Here is a 20254-nt window from a genome sequence, read left to right on the forward strand (position 1 = left end):
GGACGCATGGCGGAGAACGAAAAAAACATGAGCGAAGAGCCGGTAGTCAAGGGAAATGAAGCCCTTTCCGAAGAGGCCAAACGACTCAAACGGGAAGAGAGCGGACGGATGCAGGACAGAGGCGGCTGTCTCTGGGCGCTGCTCGGCCTGCTTTTCCCCTATGTGGGCGTGATCCTCTGGTTCGTCTGGCGCAAGGGGAACCCGAGGACGGCCGAGGCCGTCGGGAAAGGCTCCCTGATCAGTATTCTGTTCTTCGCAATCTTCATCCTGATCTTTTTCGGAATCTTCTTCCTCAACACTTATCTGAAAACCGTGATGTAGAAAAAGGGCTGCCCGTGAGGGCGGCCCTTTTGATTGAAACGTTTATACGCGGGGAATTACTTGTGGGAAACGGTGGCCCGCCCCTTGATGACTTCCCTGCCGTCCTGATTCGTGCAGACGGTGCTCAGGATGACCCGCTTTTTTTCGGGAATAAGTTCAGTCACTTCCGCCTTTGCGGTGATCGTATCCCCGAAATAGACAGGGGCGGTAAAATCCAATTCCTGGGACAGGTAGACGGTCCCCTCGCCGGGGAGCTTCGTCCCCAACACGGCCGAAATGAGGCCGGCCGACAACATGCCGTGGGCAATCCGTCTTTTGAAAAATGTCGAGGAGGCATAGGATTCGTCCATGTGGGCGGGGTTGACGTCCAGGGATACGCCGGCGTACAGGATCACGTCGGTTTCCGTAATGGTTTTGGTAACACTGGCTTTCTGGCCGACATGCAATTCATTGAAATTCATATGATTCCTCCTTTGGGTGAATCGGTCTTGACTGGATAAAAGAAATATTGAGAGATTCCTTAATTTTCATTCTATACCAACACTATAGACCTTTTGTCAGAGGATGTCAAGTCTTTTTATGAATGAAATTCATCGATAACACCGAAATATGGCAAAAATAAAACACAAAATAGCATAAATTCGGCATTGAAAATTAGTTGTATGATAAATATTCATTGACTTTATCGAAAAAATGTATTATAATGGAGTAGGATTACTCTTAAATTTTACGGAAAAATATGCTATGATATAGCTGCGGTGTATCATGGACATTAATCGTATATGATTAACGATCGTTTGCCTGTTTTGGCGTTAGGAGGTGGAACAAATGAATCTGAGACAATTGGAATATTTTCTGGAAGTAGCGAGGCTCAAGAGTTTTACGAAGGCCTCGAAGAATTTATATGTCTGTCAGTCGGCCCTCAGCAAGTCTATCCAGCAGTTCGAGAACGAGCTGAACCTGAAGCTCATTGACAGAAGCTCCAAGAGCTTCAAGCTGACCGCCGAGGGGGAGATCCTGTTTGAAAACGGAAATACGACGCTCAAGACGATTACGGAGCTCTTCGACCGGCTGAACGAGAGCCTGAACTCGGAAAAGGGGACCATCAACGTGGGGGTGCCCCCGGTGATCAGCACGGTATATTTCACGCGGATCGCCCACAAATTCAAAAATATGTACAGCGACATCAAGCTGAACATCCTTGAGGTGGGGGCCAACATCGTCAAGACTTCGGTGGAAAACGGGGTGGTGGATATCGGCGTGGTGATTCTGCCGTTCCAGTCCCACAATTTCAACAAAAAATCGGTCTTTTCGTCCGACGTGGTGGCCGTCGTCAACAAGAACCATCCGCTGGCGGACAGGGGGGAAATTTCCGTCGCCGACCTCAAGAACGACAATTTCCTGATCCTGAATGAGACCTACATGCTGCACAACAAGATTTTGGAGACCTGTAACGAAGCCGGATTTTCACCCAAGATCACGTCGACAAGCTCCCAGTGGGACTATCTCGTGGAGCTCGTTTCCCTCGATCACGGCATCACGATCCTGCCGCGGCTCATTACGAAGAAATACAACTCCAAAAACATCCGGATGCTTACCCTGAAAAATCCGGACTTTCCATGGGATATCGCGCTGATTACAAAAAAGGACAAGTACATCTCGAAACCCATGCAGCTGTTCATCAACATGTGCGAACGGGAAAACGAGCAATATTTCAACAAGCTCAATACGAGCCTGGCGGGAAAATAGGATCAAGTTTTCGCAAAATAGCGGGAATCTCATCGAGATATTTGGCCAAAGGAAGATCCGCGGTCCCTACGACAACGGCGTTACAGCGCGTGGTGGGGACGAGGATCTTTTTTGCTTGGCTGGCGGAAACGGCGTTTGCTATCCCGGGGCTGATCTCGCCCAGCATGGCGTTGGCGAGGAGAATCCCCATGGGGCCGATGATGCAATCGGCGCGGGCGCAGTTGTAAATTACGGCGTTTTCACCGGTCGCGGCCTGGTGCGCGCCTGCCGTGAGCATGGCCGATGTGGCGGCCGTATTGGTCCCCACGGCCGTTATGATCCAGTCTTCCTTCGCGGCCCGGAGCCGCTCGATGATGGCTTTCCCGACGCCGCCGCCCATGCCGTCAATCACGAGGATATTCATGGCTTTCCTCCTTAACCTTTGAAGATGTTGACCACGTCGTTGACCGTGATCAGGAAAATCAGCGCCAGCAGCATAAAATAGCCCGCGTAATGGATGCGCTCCTCGATTTTTTTATTGACGCGGATATGCAAAAGTTCCAGCAGGACAAAGAGGATCCGTCCGCCGTCAAGGGCCGGAATCGGCAGGAGATTGATGATCCCCAGATTGACCGAGAGCATGGCCGCAAAGAACAGGAGCGTACCGACGCCGTCTTCGGACCATTGCCCGATCTGGCGCACGATGCCTATGGGACCGGACACCTCTTCTTTTTTGACCTTCCCCCGGACGAGACTGCCCAGGCCCCGGAAGATATTGAAAAAGATGTCCCGGGTGAGCGTAAGGCTGCGGATAAAGCTTTCTTTCGGGCTTAAATTCACTTTTACCGATTGAGAAGTGACGCCCAGCACAAAGTCCCCCGATTCGGGAAGTTCGGTCAGGGGAATGTCGGCCGCCTGTTTTTGTCCTTCCCGCAGATATTCGAGGCGCAGCGTCAAAATCTTTTCCGCCGCGTTTTTTCGCACATTTTTGCTGATGTCGCTCCAGACGTCGACCGGAGCGCCGTTAATCGAGAGAATCCGGTCCCCCGGGCGCAGGAATATGTTGGCGTGGCTTACCGGAAGCACGCCTCCGATGACGGGTTCCGTACTTGTGACATATTTGCCGATCAGGACGCCGCTCAAAAATAGGACAATGATCGAAAAGAGAAAATTCATGAAGACGCCCGCGCTTAGGACCACGATCCGGGCGAAGGGGCCTTTTTTATTGAAACCGTCCTCCTTGTCGCTGTCGAGGTCCATGCCTTCGATGGCGACGGAACCGCCGACGGGGATGGCCCTCAGCGAGTAGGTCGTGTCCGCGCGGCCGAAGGCGACCACCACGGGCCCCATGCCGATGGAAAAATCCGCGACCGGCATTCCGGCCAGTTTTGCGGTCACGAAATGACCGAGTTCATGGACGAAGACCAAGACGCCCAGAATGAGGACGGCGATCAGGAATTGAAAGATATGCATAGATTCTCCTTTACAAGAGCTCCCGAACCATGGTCAGGATCTCGTTTCCGATGTCTTCGACGCTTTTCAGGGCCCGCATTTCCGCTCCGGGGCCTTCGGAATTCCCGCGCACACAGCGGATTTCTCTCCAACCGTAGCGTCTCGCGACTTCGCAAGCGGTGTCATGGGCTTTTTGGAGATAGTCGGGACTTTTTTCGTGAATGTCGGGGGATTTCCCGCCGGTCATTTTATTTTGACGGGCTTTCATCAGTTGTATGCCCACGGATACCGGCATATTGAGGAAGATCACCAAGTCTGGACGGGGAATCCCCATTTTTTCGTATTCCAGATCTTCCAACCACTCAAAATACCGTTGTTTTTCGTCCGGATCACTGATTTTCCCGCCCTGGTGAATCATGTTGCTGGTCACGTAGCGATCAGTGATTAGGACGCCGCCTTCGCGGTAGAAAGCCCCCCAATCGGTCTGGTAGGAAGCGTAGCGGTCGATGGCGTACATGGCCGAGATCGGATAGGGATTGATCCGGAGCGGGTCTTCGCCAAAGCCCCCCGAGAGATAGAATTCCACGGGAGCGCAGGCGGGAGCGCCGTAATTGGGAAAGGAAATTTTCCGGACGCGCGTTCCCCGGGAAACGAGCGCTTCAAACAGGCGCGCCGTCTGAGTTTCCTTGCCGCTGGCGTCCGTTCCTTCGATAACGATGATTTTTCCCATGGGGCCTCCCTCCGGTTAGATTACGTAAAATTATACAAAATAAGTCTATTTTATTTACCGAACAGCGTAAAAAGCAAAACCGCGGCGCCGAGAACGATCCGATAGACGCCGAAAATCCGGAAGCTTTTTTTCTTGAGGTAGGCCATCAGCCATTTGATGACGATCCAGGCGACCGCAAAGGAAACGACGTTTCCGAAAAGAAGAAAGGCCCACTCGGCGCCCGAAAAGGAAAGCCCGTTTTTGACCAACTTCAGGCCCGTCGCGCCAAACATGGTGGGGATCGCCAGCAGAAAGGAAAATTCCGCCGCGCATTGCTTGGAAAGGCCCAGAAAAAGTCCCCCAAGGATCGTGGATCCCGAACGGGACGTGCCCGGAACGAGGGCGAGACACTGGAAAAGGCCGATGGCAAATGCCTTCGACCAGCTCAGGTTTTCCGTAGCGGAAATCGGGTCGGATTTGCCGCAAAGAGCGCTTTCCGGAATCAAAAACAGAACGCCGTAAAAAACCAAAGCCGCGGCCACCACAAAGACGTTGTCCATGAAGTAATCGGAAATAATATTTTCGAGAAAGAGGCCCGCGATGACCGTGGGGATCAGGGCAACCCCCAGCTTGACATAGAGCAGGAAGCGCTTTTTCAGCGTGTCCGGATCCCGCGTAAAGGGATTGAGGACGGGCCAGAAATACAGGACGACCGCCAGGATCGGTCCCAGTTGGACGACCACGAGAAAATTGTCCATAAAATGTTTGGAAAGGAGCCCTTTCGCGAAAAGGCTCCCGAAAATGATCATGTGGCCGGTGCTGCTGATCGGCAGGAATTCCGTCAGTCCTTCCAATACCGAAAGGAGAAAAATCAGGATAATCGGGTTCATATTGCGTTCTCCTACAAGTAAGGATCTTCCGTCGCGAGGTAGTTCGCCACATAGTCGCGAACGCCCTCCTCAAGGGAAGTAAAGTCTTTGGAATAGCCCGCTTTTCTCAGCTTTTCCATTTTCGCCTCGGTGAAATACTGGTATTTTTCCCGTAAATCATCGGGCATGGGGATGTAGCGAATGACGTCCTTTTCCGAAAGGGCCGGATTTCCCGCGGCCACCCGGACCGCGCCCAGCGCCAGGTCGAGGAAGGAGCGCGCCTTCCCGGTCCCGAGGTTGTAAATGCCCGAGGGGAAAGGGGAGGTCAGCATCCAGTACAGGATATCGACCACGTCTTTTACATAAACGAAGTCCCGCAACTGTCCGCCATCGGCGTACTCTTTCTTGTGGGACATGAAAAGCCGCACGTTTCCGCTGTCGCGAAATTGATTGAAGGCGTGAAAGACCATGGAGGCCATGCGCCCCTTGTGGTACTCCTGGGGGCCGTAGACATTGAAAAATTTGAGCCCCGCCCATTTGGGGGGCGTTTCCGTCTGCTTGAGGGCCCAGTCGTCAAAGATCTTCTTCGACCAGCCGTATTTGTTCATGGGCATGAGTTTATGGAGTTCCGCCGCCGTCCCTTCGTCGTTGTAGCCCGATTCTCCCGCGCCGTAGGTCGCCGCCGAAGAGGCGTAGAGAAAGGGAATCCGCGCTTTTGTCGCGAAGATCCAGAGCTTTTTCGTATATTCGGAGTTATTTTCCATGAGAAAATCGGCGTCCCGCTCCGTCGTCGACGAGCAGGCGCCCATGTGGACGACAGCCTCCACAGACCCGGCGTTTTCCGTGTCTTCCAGCCAGTCAAAGAGCCTGTCTTTGTCTATCCACCCGGCGTAGTCCCGTTTTCGCAAGTTCAGCCATTTGTCGTCGCTGCGGAGCTTGTCGGCCAGAAGAATATCGCCGCAGCCTTCCCGGTTGAGCTTCCAGACAAAGGCGCTTCCGATAAATCCCGCCGCTCCCGTTACAAGGATCATGTTAGCCGCGATCCTTATTTGCCCCAGCGGTCGGGTCTGGAGAGAAATTCGGGATAAGCCACATAAAGCGCTTTGGCGTTGATGTTGTTCCGCTCCCGTTTCCCTACGCCAAGGCCTTTATTCAGCTCATCGAGGGTCTTTACCCGGGCGGAGACTTCCTTGTGGTACCAGGAATCGGCGTCAAAGAGGGCGTCTTTTTTCAGCAGATCGTTCAGGATCTTCCGCAGTTCTTTGACTTCCTTTTTCGTGAAATCCCGTTTCTTGGAAAAGGCCACGAGAGTCGACCAGTCCTTGGGATCGGCGATCTGCCGGATATGGGACGAGGGATTTTTGTAGGTCGCGACGCTTCCCTCGAGGACCATGGTCTTGGCGAGACCCGCGGGATCCTTGATGTTTTCGTTCTTGAGGCTGAAGGTCCGGGGCATCTTTTTCCGGTACTTGTCCACAAGATCAACGAATTCCTTGAAATCGTCGGAAGAGATCTGATATTCGTCTTTCTGGCTCAGGGACATCAGGAATTGGAATTCCTTTTCCTTCATGATGCCGGATTTCCGTAAATACAATATCGGACCGTCTTCACCGTACCAGTCGTCGATATAAGCCTCCTGCCGGATGATCTTGTCGATGGTCTTGTCCCAGTTCTTCGCGTCCGCGTAGGTCAGGGCATATCGCAGTTCCGCGGGGTCGGAATTTGAGAAAATTCCGCCGAAGGAGACGATGGACGCCGCCATTACCAATGCCAATAAAATTTTTTTCATGTTACCTCCTCGTAACAGACATTTTAATCGTTATCACAGAACTTCTTCGATGAAATTTATAGTTATTTTTTGATTCTTCCACAACAATTTTTGTATTTTTTACCGCTGCCGCAGGGGCAGAGGGAGTTTCTGCTGGGTTCTTCGGCCTCGGGCGTATTGTCGATGGCCGCTTCACTGCCGCCGCTGTATTTGACCTGAGCGATCTCTTCTTCCTTGGGTTCGGGGATTTCTTCGTCGGGATTGCGGATGATGACCTTGAAGAGGAAGGACGTCGTCTGTTCTTTGATGGTCGTCAGCATCTGCTCGTAGAGCTCGCCGGAAAGGAGCTTGTATTCGACGATGGGATCCTTCTGTCCGTAGGCCCTGAGATAAATCCCTTCCCGCAGACCGTCCAGGGACTTCAGATGCTCGCGCCAGCGCCCGTCCACCACATCCAGCAGGATGTATTTTTCGAGTTTGCGCATAAGATCGGGCCCGAGATTTCGCTCTTTTTCCTTGTAGATGGCGAGCAGGCCCTGATAGAGGATTTCGCTGTATTCCTCGACGCTGTGGGCCTTGTATTCCTCAAGGTCTTCAATGTCGTAGCCGTATTTTTCAAAGAGATATTCGGCGAGTCCTTTGATGTCCCAATCCTCTTTGAATTCTCCCTGGAAGCGCATTGCCGTCTGATCGTAAACCGTATCCCGCAGCATGGTTTTCACGGTATCCTCGAGATCATCGATGCCCAGGGCTTCGTTTCGGCTCGCGTAAATAGCCGAACGCTGTTTGTTCATGACGTCGTCAAACTCGAGCAGGCTCTTTCTTCTGCCAAAATTGAGTGATTCTATCTGCTTTTGCGCCGAGGCGATCCGCCGGTTGACCATGGAGTGCATGATTGGCTCGCCTTCGGGGTATTTCAACATTTCCATGGCTTTTTTCGCCCGGTCGGAGCCGAAGAGACGCATGAGGTCGTCCTCGAGGGAAAGATAGAATTCGGACATGCCCGGATCGCCCTGCCGGCCGGAACGTCCCCGGAGCTGGTTATCGATCCGGCGGGATTCGTGCCGCTCGGTGCCGAGGATGAAAAGCCCGCCCGTTTCCAGAACCTGCTGACGTTCGGCTTCGCATTGGGCCGTATATTTCGCGAAGGCTTCGGGATAAGCGTCCGCTTCCCGGCTCCCCGTCTGTTTGATCGCGAGGAATTCCGGATTGCCGCCCAGCATGATGTCCGTACCGCGTCCGGCCATATTGGTCGCGATGGTTACGGACTTGTAGCGACCCGCCTGGGCCACGATCTCCGCTTCCTTGGCGTGGTATTTGGCGTTCAGCACACTGTGGGGGATATTTTCCGCCTTGAGCCGTTCGGAGAGTTCTTCGGAGCTCTTGATGGAAATGGTGCCGATCAGGATCGGCTGCCCCTTTTCATAGAGATCTTTGATTTTTTGGGTGATGGCGTCTATTTTTTCTTTTTTTGTCTTGTAAACGAGATCCAGCATGTCTTTGCGGATCATGGGTCGGTTCGTGGGGATCACGACGACCTCGAGGCCGTAGGTGTGCATGAATTCAGCCGCTTCCGTTTCGGCCGTACCGGTCATGCCGGCCAGTTTCTGATACATCCGGAAATAATTCTGCAGCGTGATCGAGGCGAGGGTCTGATTTTCCCCGGCCACCGTAACGTTTTCTTTCGCCTCAAGGGCCTGGTGGAGACCGTCGGAATAGCGTCTGCCGTTGAGGGCCCGGCCCGTGAATTCGTCGATAATGATGACTTCGCCGTCCCGGATCAGATAGTCCTTGTCCCGGGTAAACAGTTCTTTGGCCCTAAGAGCCTGGGTCAGGTAATGGGTCAGCTCAATGTGCTCGGCGGAATAAAGGTTGTCCAGTTTCAGCAGTTTTTCGACTTTTTTGACGCCCTTTTCCGTCAGCACAACATTTTTCGATTTTTCGTCAATTTCATAGTCGCCCCAGATGCTGTCCGTAATGGGGATCAGGCGTTTGGCCTTGATGTCTTTGATCTTTTCGGTTTCCGTACTCCGTTCCAGGAGATTGGCCACCTGTTTGAAAATTTTATAGATCTCGATGACGTCGTTGCTGGCGCCCGAGATGATGAGCGGTGTCCTCGCCTCGTCGATCAGGATGGAGTCCACTTCGTCGACGATACAGTAATTCAGCTTTCGTTGGACTTTGTCCTCCATGGTGGACACCATGTTGTCCCGCAGGTAGTCGAAGCCGAATTCGGAATTGGTCCCGTAGGTGATATCGGCCAGATAGGCCTGTTTACGTTCCTCTTTAGACATTTCGTTGAGGATGGCGGCGGCGGAAAGCCCCAAAAATTCATATATCCTGCCCATATTGTCGCGGTCGCGGGCGGCGAGGTAATCGTTTACCGTCACGACGTGGACGCCCTTTCCCAAAAGCGCGTTCAGATACACGGGGCAGGTAGCCACGAGGGTTTTTCCTTCGCCGGTCTTCATCTCGATGATCTTTCCCTCATGGAGCGCGATGCTGCCGATAATCTGCACGTCGTAGTGCCGCTGCCCGAGGGTTCTTACGGCCGCTTCCCTGACGAGGGCAAAGGCTTCGACCAAAATATCCTCAAGGGTCTCGCCCCCCGCGAGCCGTTCTTTGAATTCCGTTGTTTTGGCGCGCATTTCTGCGTCGGAGAGCGCCTTCATTTGAGGTTCCAGGCGGTTGACGTCTTCGACGATTTTGCCGTATCGTTTTATTTCTCTGTCATTTTTTGTCCCGAATATTGATTTGAATAATCCGATCATGTTTTCCTCGCTTCCTCTTGGGTTGAAATTTCCGATGCTTTCTGTCTTTCTCTATGTTATATGCTACCACAAATCAGGAGGATAGTCAAATATTTATCCTGTCTTTGCAGAGGGCAAAAAATTCTTCTTCGCCGAGAATTTTGACCGTTCCCAGAGCCCGCGCTTTGGCGAGCTTGCTGCCGGCGTCCTCGCCGACGATGAGATAATCGAGCTTTTTGCTGACGCCGGACAGGTTCTCTCCGCCCAGGCGCTCGACGATATCCTTGATGTTTTCCCGGGTAAATCGGGCCAGTTTTCCGGTAAATAAAAAGGTCTTTCCCCTGAAGGGGTTGTCCGTATCCGCCGCCATGTCAGAAGGCGCCTCTTCGGTTTCGGAGAAATTGACGCCCGCGTCTTTCAGCTTTTGGATAAGCGCTTGATTTTCCGGCTGCCGGAAGAAATCATAGACGGCCGTCGCGATTTTTTCGCCCACGTCGCCGATGGCAAGGAGCTCGTCAACGGTCATTTCCGCGAGGCGCTCGAGGGTTTTGCTTTTCTTCGCGAGGAGATTGCCGAGAAATTTCCCCACGTTGGGGATGCCCAGGGCATAGAGCGTTTTCGCGTAAGGTCGGGCCTTGCTGGCCTCGATGGACGCCAGCAGGTTGTCGACGCTCTTTTCGCCCATTTTGTCAAGGGCGATCAGTTCGTCCCGGTAGCGGTCCAGGCGGTAAATGTCGCTCACATCTTTGATATACCCCAGTTTCAGGAATTTTTCGACGATTTTGGCGCCGAGGCCCGTGATGTTCATACCGTCCCGAGAGACGAAATATTCGATTGTTCCCTGGATAATCGCGGGACACTGGGGATTGACGCATTTGAGGTCGATAAGCCCCGCTTCCCGTTCCAGTTTTCCGCCGCAGACAGGGCAGACCGCCGGTTCCGGAATCTCCTGTTCTTTGCCGGTCCTGAGCTCCTTGACGGCGCTGACGACTTGGGGGATGATTTCCGCCGCTTTTTCAATAAAGACCCTGTCGCCGATCCGGATGTCCTTCCGGCGGATTTCGTCCAGATTGTGCAGACTCGCTCTTTTGATGCGGCTTCCGGAAAGCTCCACGGCCGCCAGTTCCGCCACCGGCGTCAGTTTTCCCGTGCGCCCCACCTGCCAAGTGACGTCTTCCAACAGCGTCGTGACCTGCTTTGCGGGGAATTTGTAGGCGATGGCCCAGCGGGGCGATTTTGTCGTATAGCCCACTTCTTCCCAGAGATCCATGTCATCAAGCTTGATGACCATGCCGTCCGTCTCGTAATCGAGCTCTTCCCGGGCGTTTTCCCACCAGGCGATCCGCGCTTCCATTTCGTCCATATCACTGATCAACTCAAAAATGCCGGTCGTCTGAAAGCCCAGCCGCTTCAGATAGCGAATACTGTCGCTGTGGGTGTGGAGGCCCAGCGCCGGCGCGTCAACGAGGAAATAGAAATAGGCGTCGAGTCCTCGTTCGGCGACGATTTGGGATTCAATCTGCCGGAGCGTTCCGCTGGCGGCGTTTCTCGGATTGGCAAAGATTTCCTCGCCCCGGGCGAGGCGGATTTCATTGATTTTCGCGAATTTTGATTTCGGCAGGACGATTTCCCCCCGGACTTCAAGGGTCAGCGGCTCTGGCAGCGTCCTCGGGATCGAGGCCACGGCGAAGATATTTTCCGTCACGTCCTCCCCCTCGATTCCGTCTCCTCGGGTGACTCCCCGGGCGAGATTTCCGTTCTCGTACTGGAGGCTTATGCTCGCGCCGTCCAGTTTCAACTCCAGCACAAAAGGCAGGTCCTTATAGCGGTATTCCAGCGTTTTGTACACCCGTTCCGCAAAACTCTTCACTTCGCCGATGTTGTAGCTGTTGCTCAGGCTCAACATGGGCTTTTTGTGCCGGACCTTCTGAAATTTTGTGTCCTTGAGGCTCGAGCCCACGCGGGCCGTGGGCGATTCCGCCGCTTTGTACTGCGGATAGGCCGCTTCCAGTTCCTCCAATTCCCGGAGCATCCGGTCGAACTCGACGTCGGAGATCAGGGACTCGTTTTCCGCGTAATAGGCGTTGCTGTATCGTTGCAGATCAGCCCGCAAAGTTTCCATTTTTTCACGGATCAGCTCCGGATTTTCCGGCAGTTCCATGTTGCCTCCAGCGTGTTTTCCGTTCATGTCTTTTTATTCCTCATTCAAATAGTCGCAGGCGAATTGCGCGGTCACGGCAACCCCCATTTCAAGCGCGTTCTCGTCGGGGGAATAGCACTCATTGTGCAGGCTGATGTCGGAACCCGGGACATCGTCGCTTTTTGCGCCCAGGATGCCGTAGACGCCGGGGATTTTGTCCAGATACCAGGCGAAATCCTCGGAGCCCATGAGCTTTTCCATATCGGAAAGTCCCGTTTCCCCGTAGAGTTTGACGACGGCCGCCCGGGCGATGTCCACGATGCGTCTGTCATTATTGAAAACGGCCGGAAGTCCTCCGATAAAGGTCGCCGTCCCCTTGCAGCCGTAGCCGTCCGCCACGGTTTCCACGATTTTGACAATATTGGCCTTGACGTCCTCGCGGGTTTTCTTGTTGAAGCAGCGGATCGTGACCTCCATCGTCACTTTGTCCGCGATGATGTTGAAACGCCGTCCGCCGTCTACTTTCCCGATGGTGACGACAAGGGGGTTCAATGGATTGTTCAGGCGGCTCACCAGCGTCTGTACGGCCAGGATAACCGCCGAAGCCGCCACAATGGCGTCTTTGCCCAAATGGGGCGCCGAGCCGTGGGCGCCGTAACCTTCTATGGTGATTGTGCACCCGTCGGCCGAAGCCATGCGCTCGCCGTATTCAAAATTGATCTTGCCCGTATTCATGGCAGGCATCGTATGAAGACCGTAACAGGCGTCGACCCCTTCGAGGAAGCCCTGATGGATGACCTGTCTCGCGCCGCCGATAAATTCCTCGGCCGGTTGAAACAGAATCTTTACGGTCCCGCGGAACTCATCCTTTACGGTATTCAGAATTTTCGCCGCCCCAAGGAGCATGGCGATATGGGTGTCGTGTCCGCAGGCGTGCATGGCGCCCGGATTTTCCGAGGCAAAGGGCAGCCCCGTTTTTTCCGTTACGGGCAGGGCGTCGATATCGGCCCGCAGCATAAGCGTCCTTCCCGGGCCTTTGCCGCCGGTGATGGTTCCCATGCAGCCCGGCAGTCCGTCCCGGAAGGTTTCGACGGGGATTCCCGTTTCCCCCAGGTCCCTGACGAGGGATTTTGTCGTCTCCGTTTCGTGCATGGAGAGCTCCGGATGGCTGTGATACCATCTGCGGCGGGCGATCGTGTACGGTTTTATTTCTTGGGCGAGTTTTCGGATATCCATGATTATTTCCCCCCTTTTTCGGCGAGATAATCACAGGCAAATTGGGCGTACAGCGCCGCGCCCATATGGAGAATATCCTCGTCTACGGTATATTTGTTGTCGTGGTTGCTGTAAATCGTCCCCTTTTCCGGATTGACGGAGCCGATGAAGCCGTAAATCCCCGGCGCTTCCTTCATCAGCATGGAAAAATCTTCGGAACCCATGAGCTGCGGCATGTCTTTGAGGATTTCCGCTCCGAAAAGCTTTGTGGCGGCAGCCCTTGTGATCCGGACAAGATCCGGGTCTTCGTTGATCACGGGATCCAGGAGGCTGTCATAGTCAAGGGTCGCCGTACAGCCGAGGACGTCCGCCGAGTCTTCGACGATCTTCCTGAGTTTTTCCTCGATCTGTCCGCGCAGTTCCCGGGAAAATGTCCTGACGGTCCCTTCCATCTCCACGTGGTTTGAGATGATATTGGCCCGCTCGCCGCCTTTCATGGTTCCTATGGTAATGACCAGGGAATTAAGCGGGTTGTTGAAACGGCTGACCATGGTCTGGATATTCATGACCGCCGAAGCCGCCGCGACCACGGCGTCATGTCCCAGTTGGGGCGTAGATCCGTGGGCGGCCTTGCCGTGAATCGTGATTTTGAAATTGTCGCAGGACGCCATCCGGTTTCCCGCCTCAAAGTTGATATAGGGCGCTTCCAGCGTTCCCCAGACATGCATGCCGAAAACGGCGTCGACGCCTTTGAGGACGCCGCGCTCTACATAGCTTTTCGCGCCAAAGCAACTTTCTTCCGCGGATTGAAACAATAGCTTCACGTCGCCCCGCAGTTCGTCCTTCATGGCGACCAGGATTTTTGCCGCTCCAAGAAGCATGGCGGTATGGGCGTCATGCCCGCAGGCGTGCATTTTTCCGGGAATTTTTGAGCAAAAGGGAAGGCCGGTCTCTTCGGACACCGGCAGGGCGTCGATATCGGCCCTGAGCATGACGGTTTTTCCCGCTTTACCGCCCTTGATGGTTGCGACGCAACCATAGACGCCATCGACGGTTGCGGCCGGAATGCCCAGCTCCGCCAGCGCCTCGAGGATATGCCCCGTCGTCCATTCTTCTTCAAAGGACAGTTCCGGGTGCTCGTGAAACTCCCTTCTTTTTCCGATGATGTAGGGGTTCGCATCTTCGGACAATTTTCTGATATCCATGGTTCCTCCTGAAAATTCTACAAATTCGATTATCTTATTTTATCACGTCGCAAAGAAAATTTCAAATTTTCAAAAAATTATTTGAATTTTTTCCGAAATAATGCTATAATTATAAGCCGGAGATAAATTTTCAAAAGAGGTGTTACGATGCAAAGATGTGAAATAACCGGGACCGGTCTTACCAGCGGAAACCTGATCTCGCATTCGCACAGACTGACGAAGAGAGTCTGGAAGCCGAATCTTCAAGTTGCGACCATAAACATAAATGGAAATCTGCTTAAAATCAAGGTTTGCGCGCGAACACTGAAGAAATTGAAGAGTTCCAACGAGGCGGAAGTAATGCAGTATCTGAAGGAAAACAGCGAAACGCTGAGCCCGAGGATTACGAAACTTTTGGCGAAATAATAACGGAAGACCAATAAAAAAGACAACGTTACGGATGTCTTTTTTATTTTATATTGATTTTATCCGATTCATGGTGCCTGAGAAGAGACTCGAACTCTTAAGCCTTGCGGCACCAGATCCTAAGTCTGGCGTGTATGCCAATTTCACCACTCAGGCAAATAAAATGGTGCGTCATACAGGGATTGAACCTGTGACAACACGATTAAAAGTCGCGTGCTCTACCAGCTGAGCTAATGACGCACTTGGGGTGACTGACGGGGCTCGAACCCGCGCCAACCAGATCCACAATCTGGCGCTCTACCAACTGAACTACAGTCACCGTCTGAAAGTTATGAATTTGGAGCGGGAAACGAGGTTCGAACTCGCGACATTCAGCTTGGAAGGCTGACACTCTACCAACTGAGTTATTCCCGCAAAAATGGTCGGAATAGCAAGGTTCGAACTTGCGACCCCCTGCTCCCAAGGCAGGTGCGCTACCTGGCTGCGCTATATTCCGAATGCCTTGCATGGCCGATACATATTATAACATTCCCGGGAATTTCTGTCAAATGTTTTTTTGGGGGAAACCTGTCGGGGGAATCTGCCGGTCCCGACCGGATCAACCCGTGCTCGCGTCCGTCCCGACGACGTCGACGGTCATTTTGATGTAGATGTCGGTTGTTTCGTTTTTGACGGACTTTCTGCGGAACAATTTTCCCAGCAGCGGCACATCGCCCAGTACCGGCACTTTGCTTTGAAGGTTGTGCATAATCGCGCGCTTGAGACCGCCGATAAAAATCGTCTCGCCGTTTTTGACGCGAATCGTGGTGACGACGGAGCGCCCGACTTTGGAGCCGCCCTCGGCGTTGTAGGTGCCCGTATCCTCGGAGGAGTTTTCCTTCCGGAGCTTGAAATTGCTGACTTCGATCTTGACTTTGAGCAGGATTGTGTCGTCGTCCTGGATAAAGGGTTGGACGTTGAGGATAATCCCCGCTTCCCGAAACAGCGGGGTGTAGGTTGTTTTTCCGGTTTCGTCGTTTTCATCCTTGGATTCCCCTACGATGACTTCTTCGGCGATTTTGAACTCTCCTGTCTCGCCGTCCGCGATGAGAATCGAGGGAATGGCGCTAATGACAAGATCCTGATTGGCTTCCAACATGTGGAGGCCCACGCTCAGCATGTCTTTCCCGCCGCGAAACTGGCGGACGAGCCCGAACCCGGCGGAGTAATTGGAGCCGAGGCCGTCGACGACGGCGCTTTTCAGCAGAGACGCGTTTGTTCCCCGGGCTTCGGTAATGCCTCCATTGCTGCTGTATACCCAGTCAAAACCGAGCTCTGTAAAGAGATTGTCGGACAAAGTTCATCAGTTGGGATATATTGGCATCTTTCGGGGAAAAAATTATTCTTCTATCCAAATGAACATCCAAAGACAGCACTTTCTAATTTTCAACGTCCAAAGAAACCGACAAAAACCAAAATTTTTTCTTGATATATCTGCGGAAGATAAAGACGACAGGAAACTATTCTGTTCCCAGAAAAATTTGTTAACTGGGTCTCGCTTCATCTAATAAATAACGCAAATCAGGAACAGATTGTCGTGAAAAATTCGTCAACTGCAGTAAATTGACTTTTTAGGATGCAAAAGACTTTCTTCCATCCAAAGGAACATCCAAAGACAGCTCTTTCCAATTTTCAACGTCCAAAGAAACCGACAAAAACCAAAATTTCGTCTTGGTATACCTGCGGAAGAAAAAAACGATAGACAATTTTTTCATTCTCAAAAAAATTTGTTTACTGGGTCTCGCTTCATCTAATAAATTATGTAAATCGTAAAGAGATTATCCTGCAAAACTCATCAACTGCATTAAATTGGCATTTCAGGACGCAAAAGACTTTCTTCCATCCAAGAGGACATCCAAATTATAGATTTCCAATCTCCAGCATTCAAAGAAACCATCAAAATCTTTTTTCTCTGATCGCACACCTACATCAAAACAATTTTATCAAAACAAAATATTTGTCAATATAATGACTTGGTTTATTGAATTTTTTATAATTGGTCTGCTTTTTGATCAGCCATATTAACTTACAAATTGAGTTTCATCAGTTCATTGATCATTTCCCGTTCTTTATGCGGGTATAAGTGACCATAGATTTTTTGTGTGATATCCGGACTTGCGTGTCCCAGTCTTTTCGCAATTAAGATGACGTCCATATTCTTACTAATAAGTAAAGACACATGCGAATGTCTGAAATCATGGAGACGCACAAATTTTTTTGGATCTCCGGGGTATCCTCGGTTGCCTTTTTTTCCAATCTTTTGTGTTCCTTCAACTATTCCAAAGGCTTCACGTAGTGCCCAATTTTTTTGTCGTTCTATCTGATCTTTAGAACAAGGGAAAAGCCGGAATTGTGGATCAGGATCGACCAATCGATCAATATAAGTCTTCAATGAATCTTTTAGTGAAGGCGTAATTGCAATCTGGCGCTTTCCATTAACTGTCTTGGGGTCTTGAACAAGATCATGGCCAAATAACCTTATATATGTATGACGAACGTTGATTATGCTATTTTCCAAATCAACATCCATGACTCTCAGTGCCAAGAGTTCTCCAATTCGCATTCCTGTACCGAAGAGAACTTCAAAGATCAACTTGTATACACGCCCCATTGAAGTACTATCGTCAAATGCTGCGATAAAGGTCTTGAACTCATCTAATGTCAAAAAAGACATTTCATGCTGAGTTCGAGCAGTGCCCATGTGTTTAACATCACGAAGCGGGTTGACGGCAAGTTTTTTGATCTTGATTCCAAAGTTAAATATACCACTTAATATCGAGCTCATTGATCTAAGGGTTGTTTTTTCGTATGGTTGTCCAGTTTTGGCAGACAACTCTGTTCGTTTTCTCGTCTGCCATTCGATAATGTCGTAATTAGAAATCTTTGAAGCCACGTAATGACCGAAATCAGGCATTATATGATTTCTAACAAACACTTCCTTATTTCTTTGAACCCCCGGCCGAACTCTGCTCTTGGATTCAAGCAGAAATTTTTCGATCAATTCAGAAAACATGAAAGGCTTTACCAAACATCCGTTTTCTTTGAATTCTTTTTCAAGCGCTTCAAGTTCATTTTTTCTTATCCGTTCGGCTTTTTCTGCTTCATCCTTCGTCAAAAAACCTTCTTTGGTGTATGCCTTCTTTTTTCCTGTCTCAGGGTTGAATCCTTGAAATTTATATCCCCAATTTTTTTTGCTTTTATTTTTCCTCTTTTTTTCATCAAGCAGTTTCTGATATGATTTTCTCTTGCTTATTTCGTATACTGGCATCTTCTCGTACTCCTGTTCTCAGATCTTCCAATATCAGTTCGATTTCTTCATCATTCAAAAAAAGTTTTTGTAAAAATAATTTCGCTGGCACATAAGCCGGCCGTATTATTTTTCCCTTTTTTTCAAGTTCATTGTTGAATTCTCTGACGACCTGATATGCCTTACACTTGCTACATCCCATTATCACTCTGACCTGTTCGACATCCAGCCAAAATATTCTGGCCAAATCTTCAAATCTTCGCATTTTCACTCTCCCATAACCCATATAAATTTATGTTACAATGTTTGTAACTGATGCACAACTTTTGTTTTTATCTCTTCAAGCAACTGCATTTTTTTTGCTAAAGTATTTGCTTTTGTACTGTAGATTTCCATCTTTTTTTCGATATATTTTATCTGTCTTTCAAGCTCTATATGTGTTCGCCCTATTGGAGTCTTTCCCCATATTACCTTTGATTCTGCAAGTATCGGATGTTTCTTTCTTATCCTATCAAGATCAAGCGCTTCCAATTTTTCCGTAAAATCCTTTTCGGATAAAGAAAAATCAACCTCGAAAAGATTACTCAAATGATCAAGTTCCTCCGAATACACAGGCCTCAATCCTTTTTCAATCTTTGATATAATTGATTTTTCAGATCTCCCTATTATTTGAGCCATTTGCATAAGCCCAATATCAAATTTGATTCTTACAAGTTGTAAATTTTTACCAATAATCTTGCGATTTTCAATTTCCTGTCCGGTTTTCTGTCTCATATATTCTGCTCCTTCTGTTACGGTAAATATTTTTCCGGAAAAATATAACCTCCACAATTATAGCATAAACACGGCCTTTTGTCAACACTGAAGCTAAATTTTCGTGTGGCCACAATCTAATCCGCTGTATTTTTGAAATTTCGAAAATTCAAATTTCGTTTTAGCCACTTTACTCAATAAAAGTAAAAAATATTTTTTCCTTAATACCAATATATGTAAAATAATACAATTTCCATCACAACAACAATCTAATATCCTTAAAAAAAGAAACTCGTAATCGAATTTCCTTTTCTTTTTTCATTGTATCACGTATGATACCCTTTCTTGCCGTCCAACTCCCAAAATTCACAAAAACCGATCCTTTTTATAAACCTCCGGCGGGCCGTGAGCCACGACAGGCATGGGTTAGCCGTGAGCCACGGCGGGCATCGGTTATTGGCTGATCACTGAAGCCAGCTGAACTCTACTATCCGACTTTCACGACCTGCAAATGGAAATAAGTAATTCCCACATCCGACGGTCACGCAGTGATCCTCGGTCTGGGTACTAGAAACAGAAACAAACTGGTGGACACTTCCACAAAATTATGACTGTCTCCGACAGCGCGGGAGCCCCGTGACGGCGTCGGTTATTGGCGGGCATTATCCGTCAGCGAAATCTCCTCATGCAAGTTGATCTTAATTCGCGTGCAATTCTGGGGGGCCGCCGCTGCCAAGCCGGCCGGAGGCCGAAACAACAACCTGACGTCCCCTCCCCCATGCCAGTTGGGGCGCCGGGGTCCTGGCTGGCATGGGTTATGTCCAAGCACATAAACTTCTCACCCATTGGGTGAAAACTTTTCACCCGTTGGGCGATAACTTTTCCTTAAAAAACAAACCTCAATCCAACACCGCCATAAAACTGAACATTCGTTTTGACGATGTCAGATTTCTGCACTTCTTTTTCAAAAAGCTCCATGCCGCCAAATAGATTTAGCGCCGCATTATCTGTAATTCCCATCTCCAGCGACAGATCAAAACAGCCGCTAAAAACGGATTTTCCCCTATAAGTCTTCGTAATTCCCAAATTTTCTGCTACTTCCCGAGCATTTATTCCCAAAAAGTGATCGATATAGCTTCTACTATAATATCTCGCAGAAAGAGACGGAATAAGTGTGAACCTATCGGGTAGTTCAAATGTTTTCCCAAATAAAGCCGTTGCTTTGATTCCCTTTTCTCCCCAATACCCACTGAAATCAGTAAAAAAGTCATCAGAGAACATGGCTTCAATTGATCCTCCGACAGCCGGGAAAGATTTTCTGTCTCTGATCTCATCATACCCACCTTTGAAATCAGTACTTTTGGCTGACCATCCATCAAAATATCCAATCAAGGGATTGGCCACAAGTGAAAAGCGAAATCCAGATTCTTCATATACGATTACACCAAATTCAAGCGGGCTTCGTAAGAAGACGCGATCAAATTCAAAATTCACTGCGGGAATTGCGACAATTGCCGCATCAGCGTGATACAGTGTTTTGTTATAGCTCCCCATAAGTCCTACTGAATTGGCTGGAGTAATCTCATCTCCGGCAAAAGCCAGAGAAGTTGTAAGCAAAGTAAATATCATCAGAATTTTTTTCATTTTGTGCTC

At 50.2% G+C, this 20254-nt stretch carries 19 protein-coding genes and 5 tRNA genes; 3 read left to right on the forward strand and 21 right to left on the reverse strand.

The features are described from left to right. Window positions 1-6 precede the first annotated feature (6 nt). Entirely contained in the window at window positions 7-321 is a 315-nt protein-coding gene (locus LBQ97_03555; protein MDR1831798.1) for a PLD nuclease N-terminal domain-containing protein, read from the forward strand. A gap of 56 nt (window positions 322-377) precedes the next feature. Here the strand turns inward: LBQ97_03555 and LBQ97_03560 are convergent, their stop codons facing one another. Then, window positions 378-782, reverse strand: a complete 405-nt coding sequence (locus LBQ97_03560; GenBank protein MDR1831799.1) for a MaoC family dehydratase — start codon at window positions 780-782, stop codon at window positions 378-380. 367 nt (window positions 783-1149) lie between these two features. On the opposite strand from LBQ97_03560, the gene LBQ97_03565 reads away from it, so the two are divergent. Next, window positions 1150-2070, forward strand: a complete 921-nt coding sequence (locus LBQ97_03565) for a LysR family transcriptional regulator (protein MDR1831800.1) — start codon at window positions 1150-1152, stop codon at window positions 2068-2070. On the opposite strand, the gene LBQ97_03570 is transcribed toward LBQ97_03565, so the two are convergent. From LBQ97_03570 to LBQ97_03615, 10 genes are all read right to left on the reverse strand, one after another. Further along, window positions 2045-2473 (reverse strand): DUF3842 family protein, encoded by a 429-nt coding sequence (locus LBQ97_03570; GenBank protein MDR1831801.1) that lies wholly within the window; start codon window positions 2471-2473, stop codon window positions 2045-2047. The two genes, LBQ97_03565 and LBQ97_03570, sit on opposite strands and share 26 nt — an antisense overlap. An 11-nt stretch (window positions 2474-2484) precedes the next feature. Continuing rightward, window positions 2485-3522 carry an RIP metalloprotease RseP gene (gene rseP, locus LBQ97_03575; GenBank protein ID MDR1831802.1) on the reverse strand — a complete coding sequence of 346 codons (1038 nt, stop codon included), beginning with the start codon at window positions 3520-3522 and terminating at the stop codon, window positions 2485-2487. Window positions 3523-3532: 10 nt separating this feature from the next. Continuing rightward, entirely contained in the window at window positions 3533-4231 is a 699-nt protein-coding gene (locus LBQ97_03580) for a thymidylate kinase (protein MDR1831803.1), read from the reverse strand. 50 nt (window positions 4232-4281) lie between these two features. Next, entirely contained in the window at window positions 4282-5100 is an 819-nt protein-coding gene (locus LBQ97_03585) for an undecaprenyl-diphosphate phosphatase (protein ID MDR1831804.1), read from the reverse strand. An 11-nt stretch (window positions 5101-5111) separates the two neighbouring features. Continuing rightward, a complete protein-coding gene (gene rfaD / locus LBQ97_03590; GenBank protein ID MDR1831805.1) occupies window positions 5112-6110 on the reverse strand; it encodes an ADP-glyceromanno-heptose 6-epimerase in 999 nt (332 codons plus the stop codon). 14 nt (window positions 6111-6124) lie between these two features. Beyond that, entirely contained in the window at window positions 6125-6868 is a 744-nt protein-coding gene (locus LBQ97_03595) for a hypothetical protein (protein MDR1831806.1), read from the reverse strand. Window positions 6869-6930: 62 nt separating this feature from the next. Next, window positions 6931-9618 (reverse strand): preprotein translocase subunit SecA, encoded by a 2688-nt coding sequence (secA, locus tag LBQ97_03600; protein ID MDR1831807.1) that lies wholly within the window; start codon window positions 9616-9618, stop codon window positions 6931-6933. Between the two features lie 85 nt (window positions 9619-9703). Beyond that, window positions 9704-11785 (reverse strand): NAD-dependent DNA ligase LigA, encoded by a 2082-nt coding sequence (gene ligA / locus LBQ97_03605; GenBank protein ID MDR1831808.1) that lies wholly within the window; start codon window positions 11783-11785, stop codon window positions 9704-9706. A 6-nt stretch (window positions 11786-11791) separates the two neighbouring features. Next, window positions 11792-12973: an amidohydrolase gene (locus LBQ97_03610; protein ID MDR1831809.1), complete on the reverse strand. Its 1182-nt coding sequence runs from the start codon at window positions 12971-12973 to the stop codon at window positions 11792-11794. Between the two features lie 2 nt (window positions 12974-12975). Next, complete coding sequence (locus LBQ97_03615) at window positions 12976-14157, reverse strand: amidohydrolase (GenBank protein ID MDR1831810.1); 1182 nt, start codon at window positions 14155-14157, stop codon at window positions 12976-12978. A 147-nt stretch (window positions 14158-14304) separates the two neighbouring features. Between LBQ97_03615 and rpmB the strand changes: the two genes are divergently transcribed. Next, window positions 14305-14562, forward strand: coding sequence for a 50S ribosomal protein L28 (gene rpmB / locus LBQ97_03620; protein ID MDR1831811.1), 258 nt, complete (start codon window positions 14305-14307; stop codon window positions 14560-14562). Window positions 14563-14633: 71 nt separating this feature from the next. On the opposite strand, the gene LBQ97_03625 is transcribed toward rpmB, so the two are convergent. The 10 genes from LBQ97_03625 to LBQ97_03670 all read right to left on the reverse strand — a co-directional run bounded on the left by LBQ97_03625 (window position 14634) and on the right by LBQ97_03670 (window position 20245). Further along, window positions 14634-14718 (reverse strand) — tRNA-Leu (locus tag LBQ97_03625). Between the two features lie 8 nt (window positions 14719-14726). Next, window positions 14727-14802 (reverse strand) — tRNA-Lys (locus tag LBQ97_03630). A gap of 3 nt (window positions 14803-14805) precedes the next feature. Continuing rightward, window positions 14806-14881: transfer RNA gene (locus tag LBQ97_03635), tRNA-His, on the reverse strand. A 19-nt stretch (window positions 14882-14900) separates the two neighbouring features. Next, window positions 14901-14976, reverse strand: a tRNA-Gly gene (locus LBQ97_03640). A 5-nt stretch (window positions 14977-14981) separates the two neighbouring features. Beyond that, window positions 14982-15058: transfer RNA gene (locus LBQ97_03645), tRNA-Pro, on the reverse strand. A gap of 102 nt (window positions 15059-15160) precedes the next feature. Beyond that, window positions 15161-15898, reverse strand: coding sequence for a hypothetical protein (locus tag LBQ97_03650; protein MDR1831812.1), 738 nt, complete (start codon window positions 15896-15898; stop codon window positions 15161-15163). Between the two features lie 729 nt (window positions 15899-16627). Beyond that, entirely contained in the window at window positions 16628-17869 is a 1242-nt protein-coding gene (locus LBQ97_03655) for a site-specific integrase (GenBank protein MDR1831813.1), read from the reverse strand. Then, the gene (locus LBQ97_03660; GenBank protein MDR1831814.1) at window positions 17820-18113 is read right to left on the reverse strand and encodes a hypothetical protein; all 294 of its coding nucleotides are present in this window, start codon (window positions 18111-18113) and stop codon (window positions 17820-17822) included. Before LBQ97_03660 ends, LBQ97_03655 begins: the two co-directional genes overlap by 50 nt. Before the next feature lie 32 nt (window positions 18114-18145). Continuing rightward, the gene (locus tag LBQ97_03665; protein ID MDR1831815.1) at window positions 18146-18622 is read right to left on the reverse strand and encodes a helix-turn-helix domain-containing protein; all 477 of its coding nucleotides are present in this window, start codon (window positions 18620-18622) and stop codon (window positions 18146-18148) included. Window positions 18623-19486: 864 nt separating this feature from the next. Beyond that, window positions 19487-20245, reverse strand: coding sequence for a MipA/OmpV family protein (locus LBQ97_03670; protein ID MDR1831816.1), 759 nt, complete (start codon window positions 20243-20245; stop codon window positions 19487-19489). Window positions 20246-20254 lie beyond the last annotated feature (9 nt).

It is taken from the genome of Fusobacteriaceae bacterium, from assembly GCA_031272775.1.
GTDB lineage: Bacteria > Fusobacteriota > Fusobacteriia > Fusobacteriales > Fusobacteriaceae > JAISST01.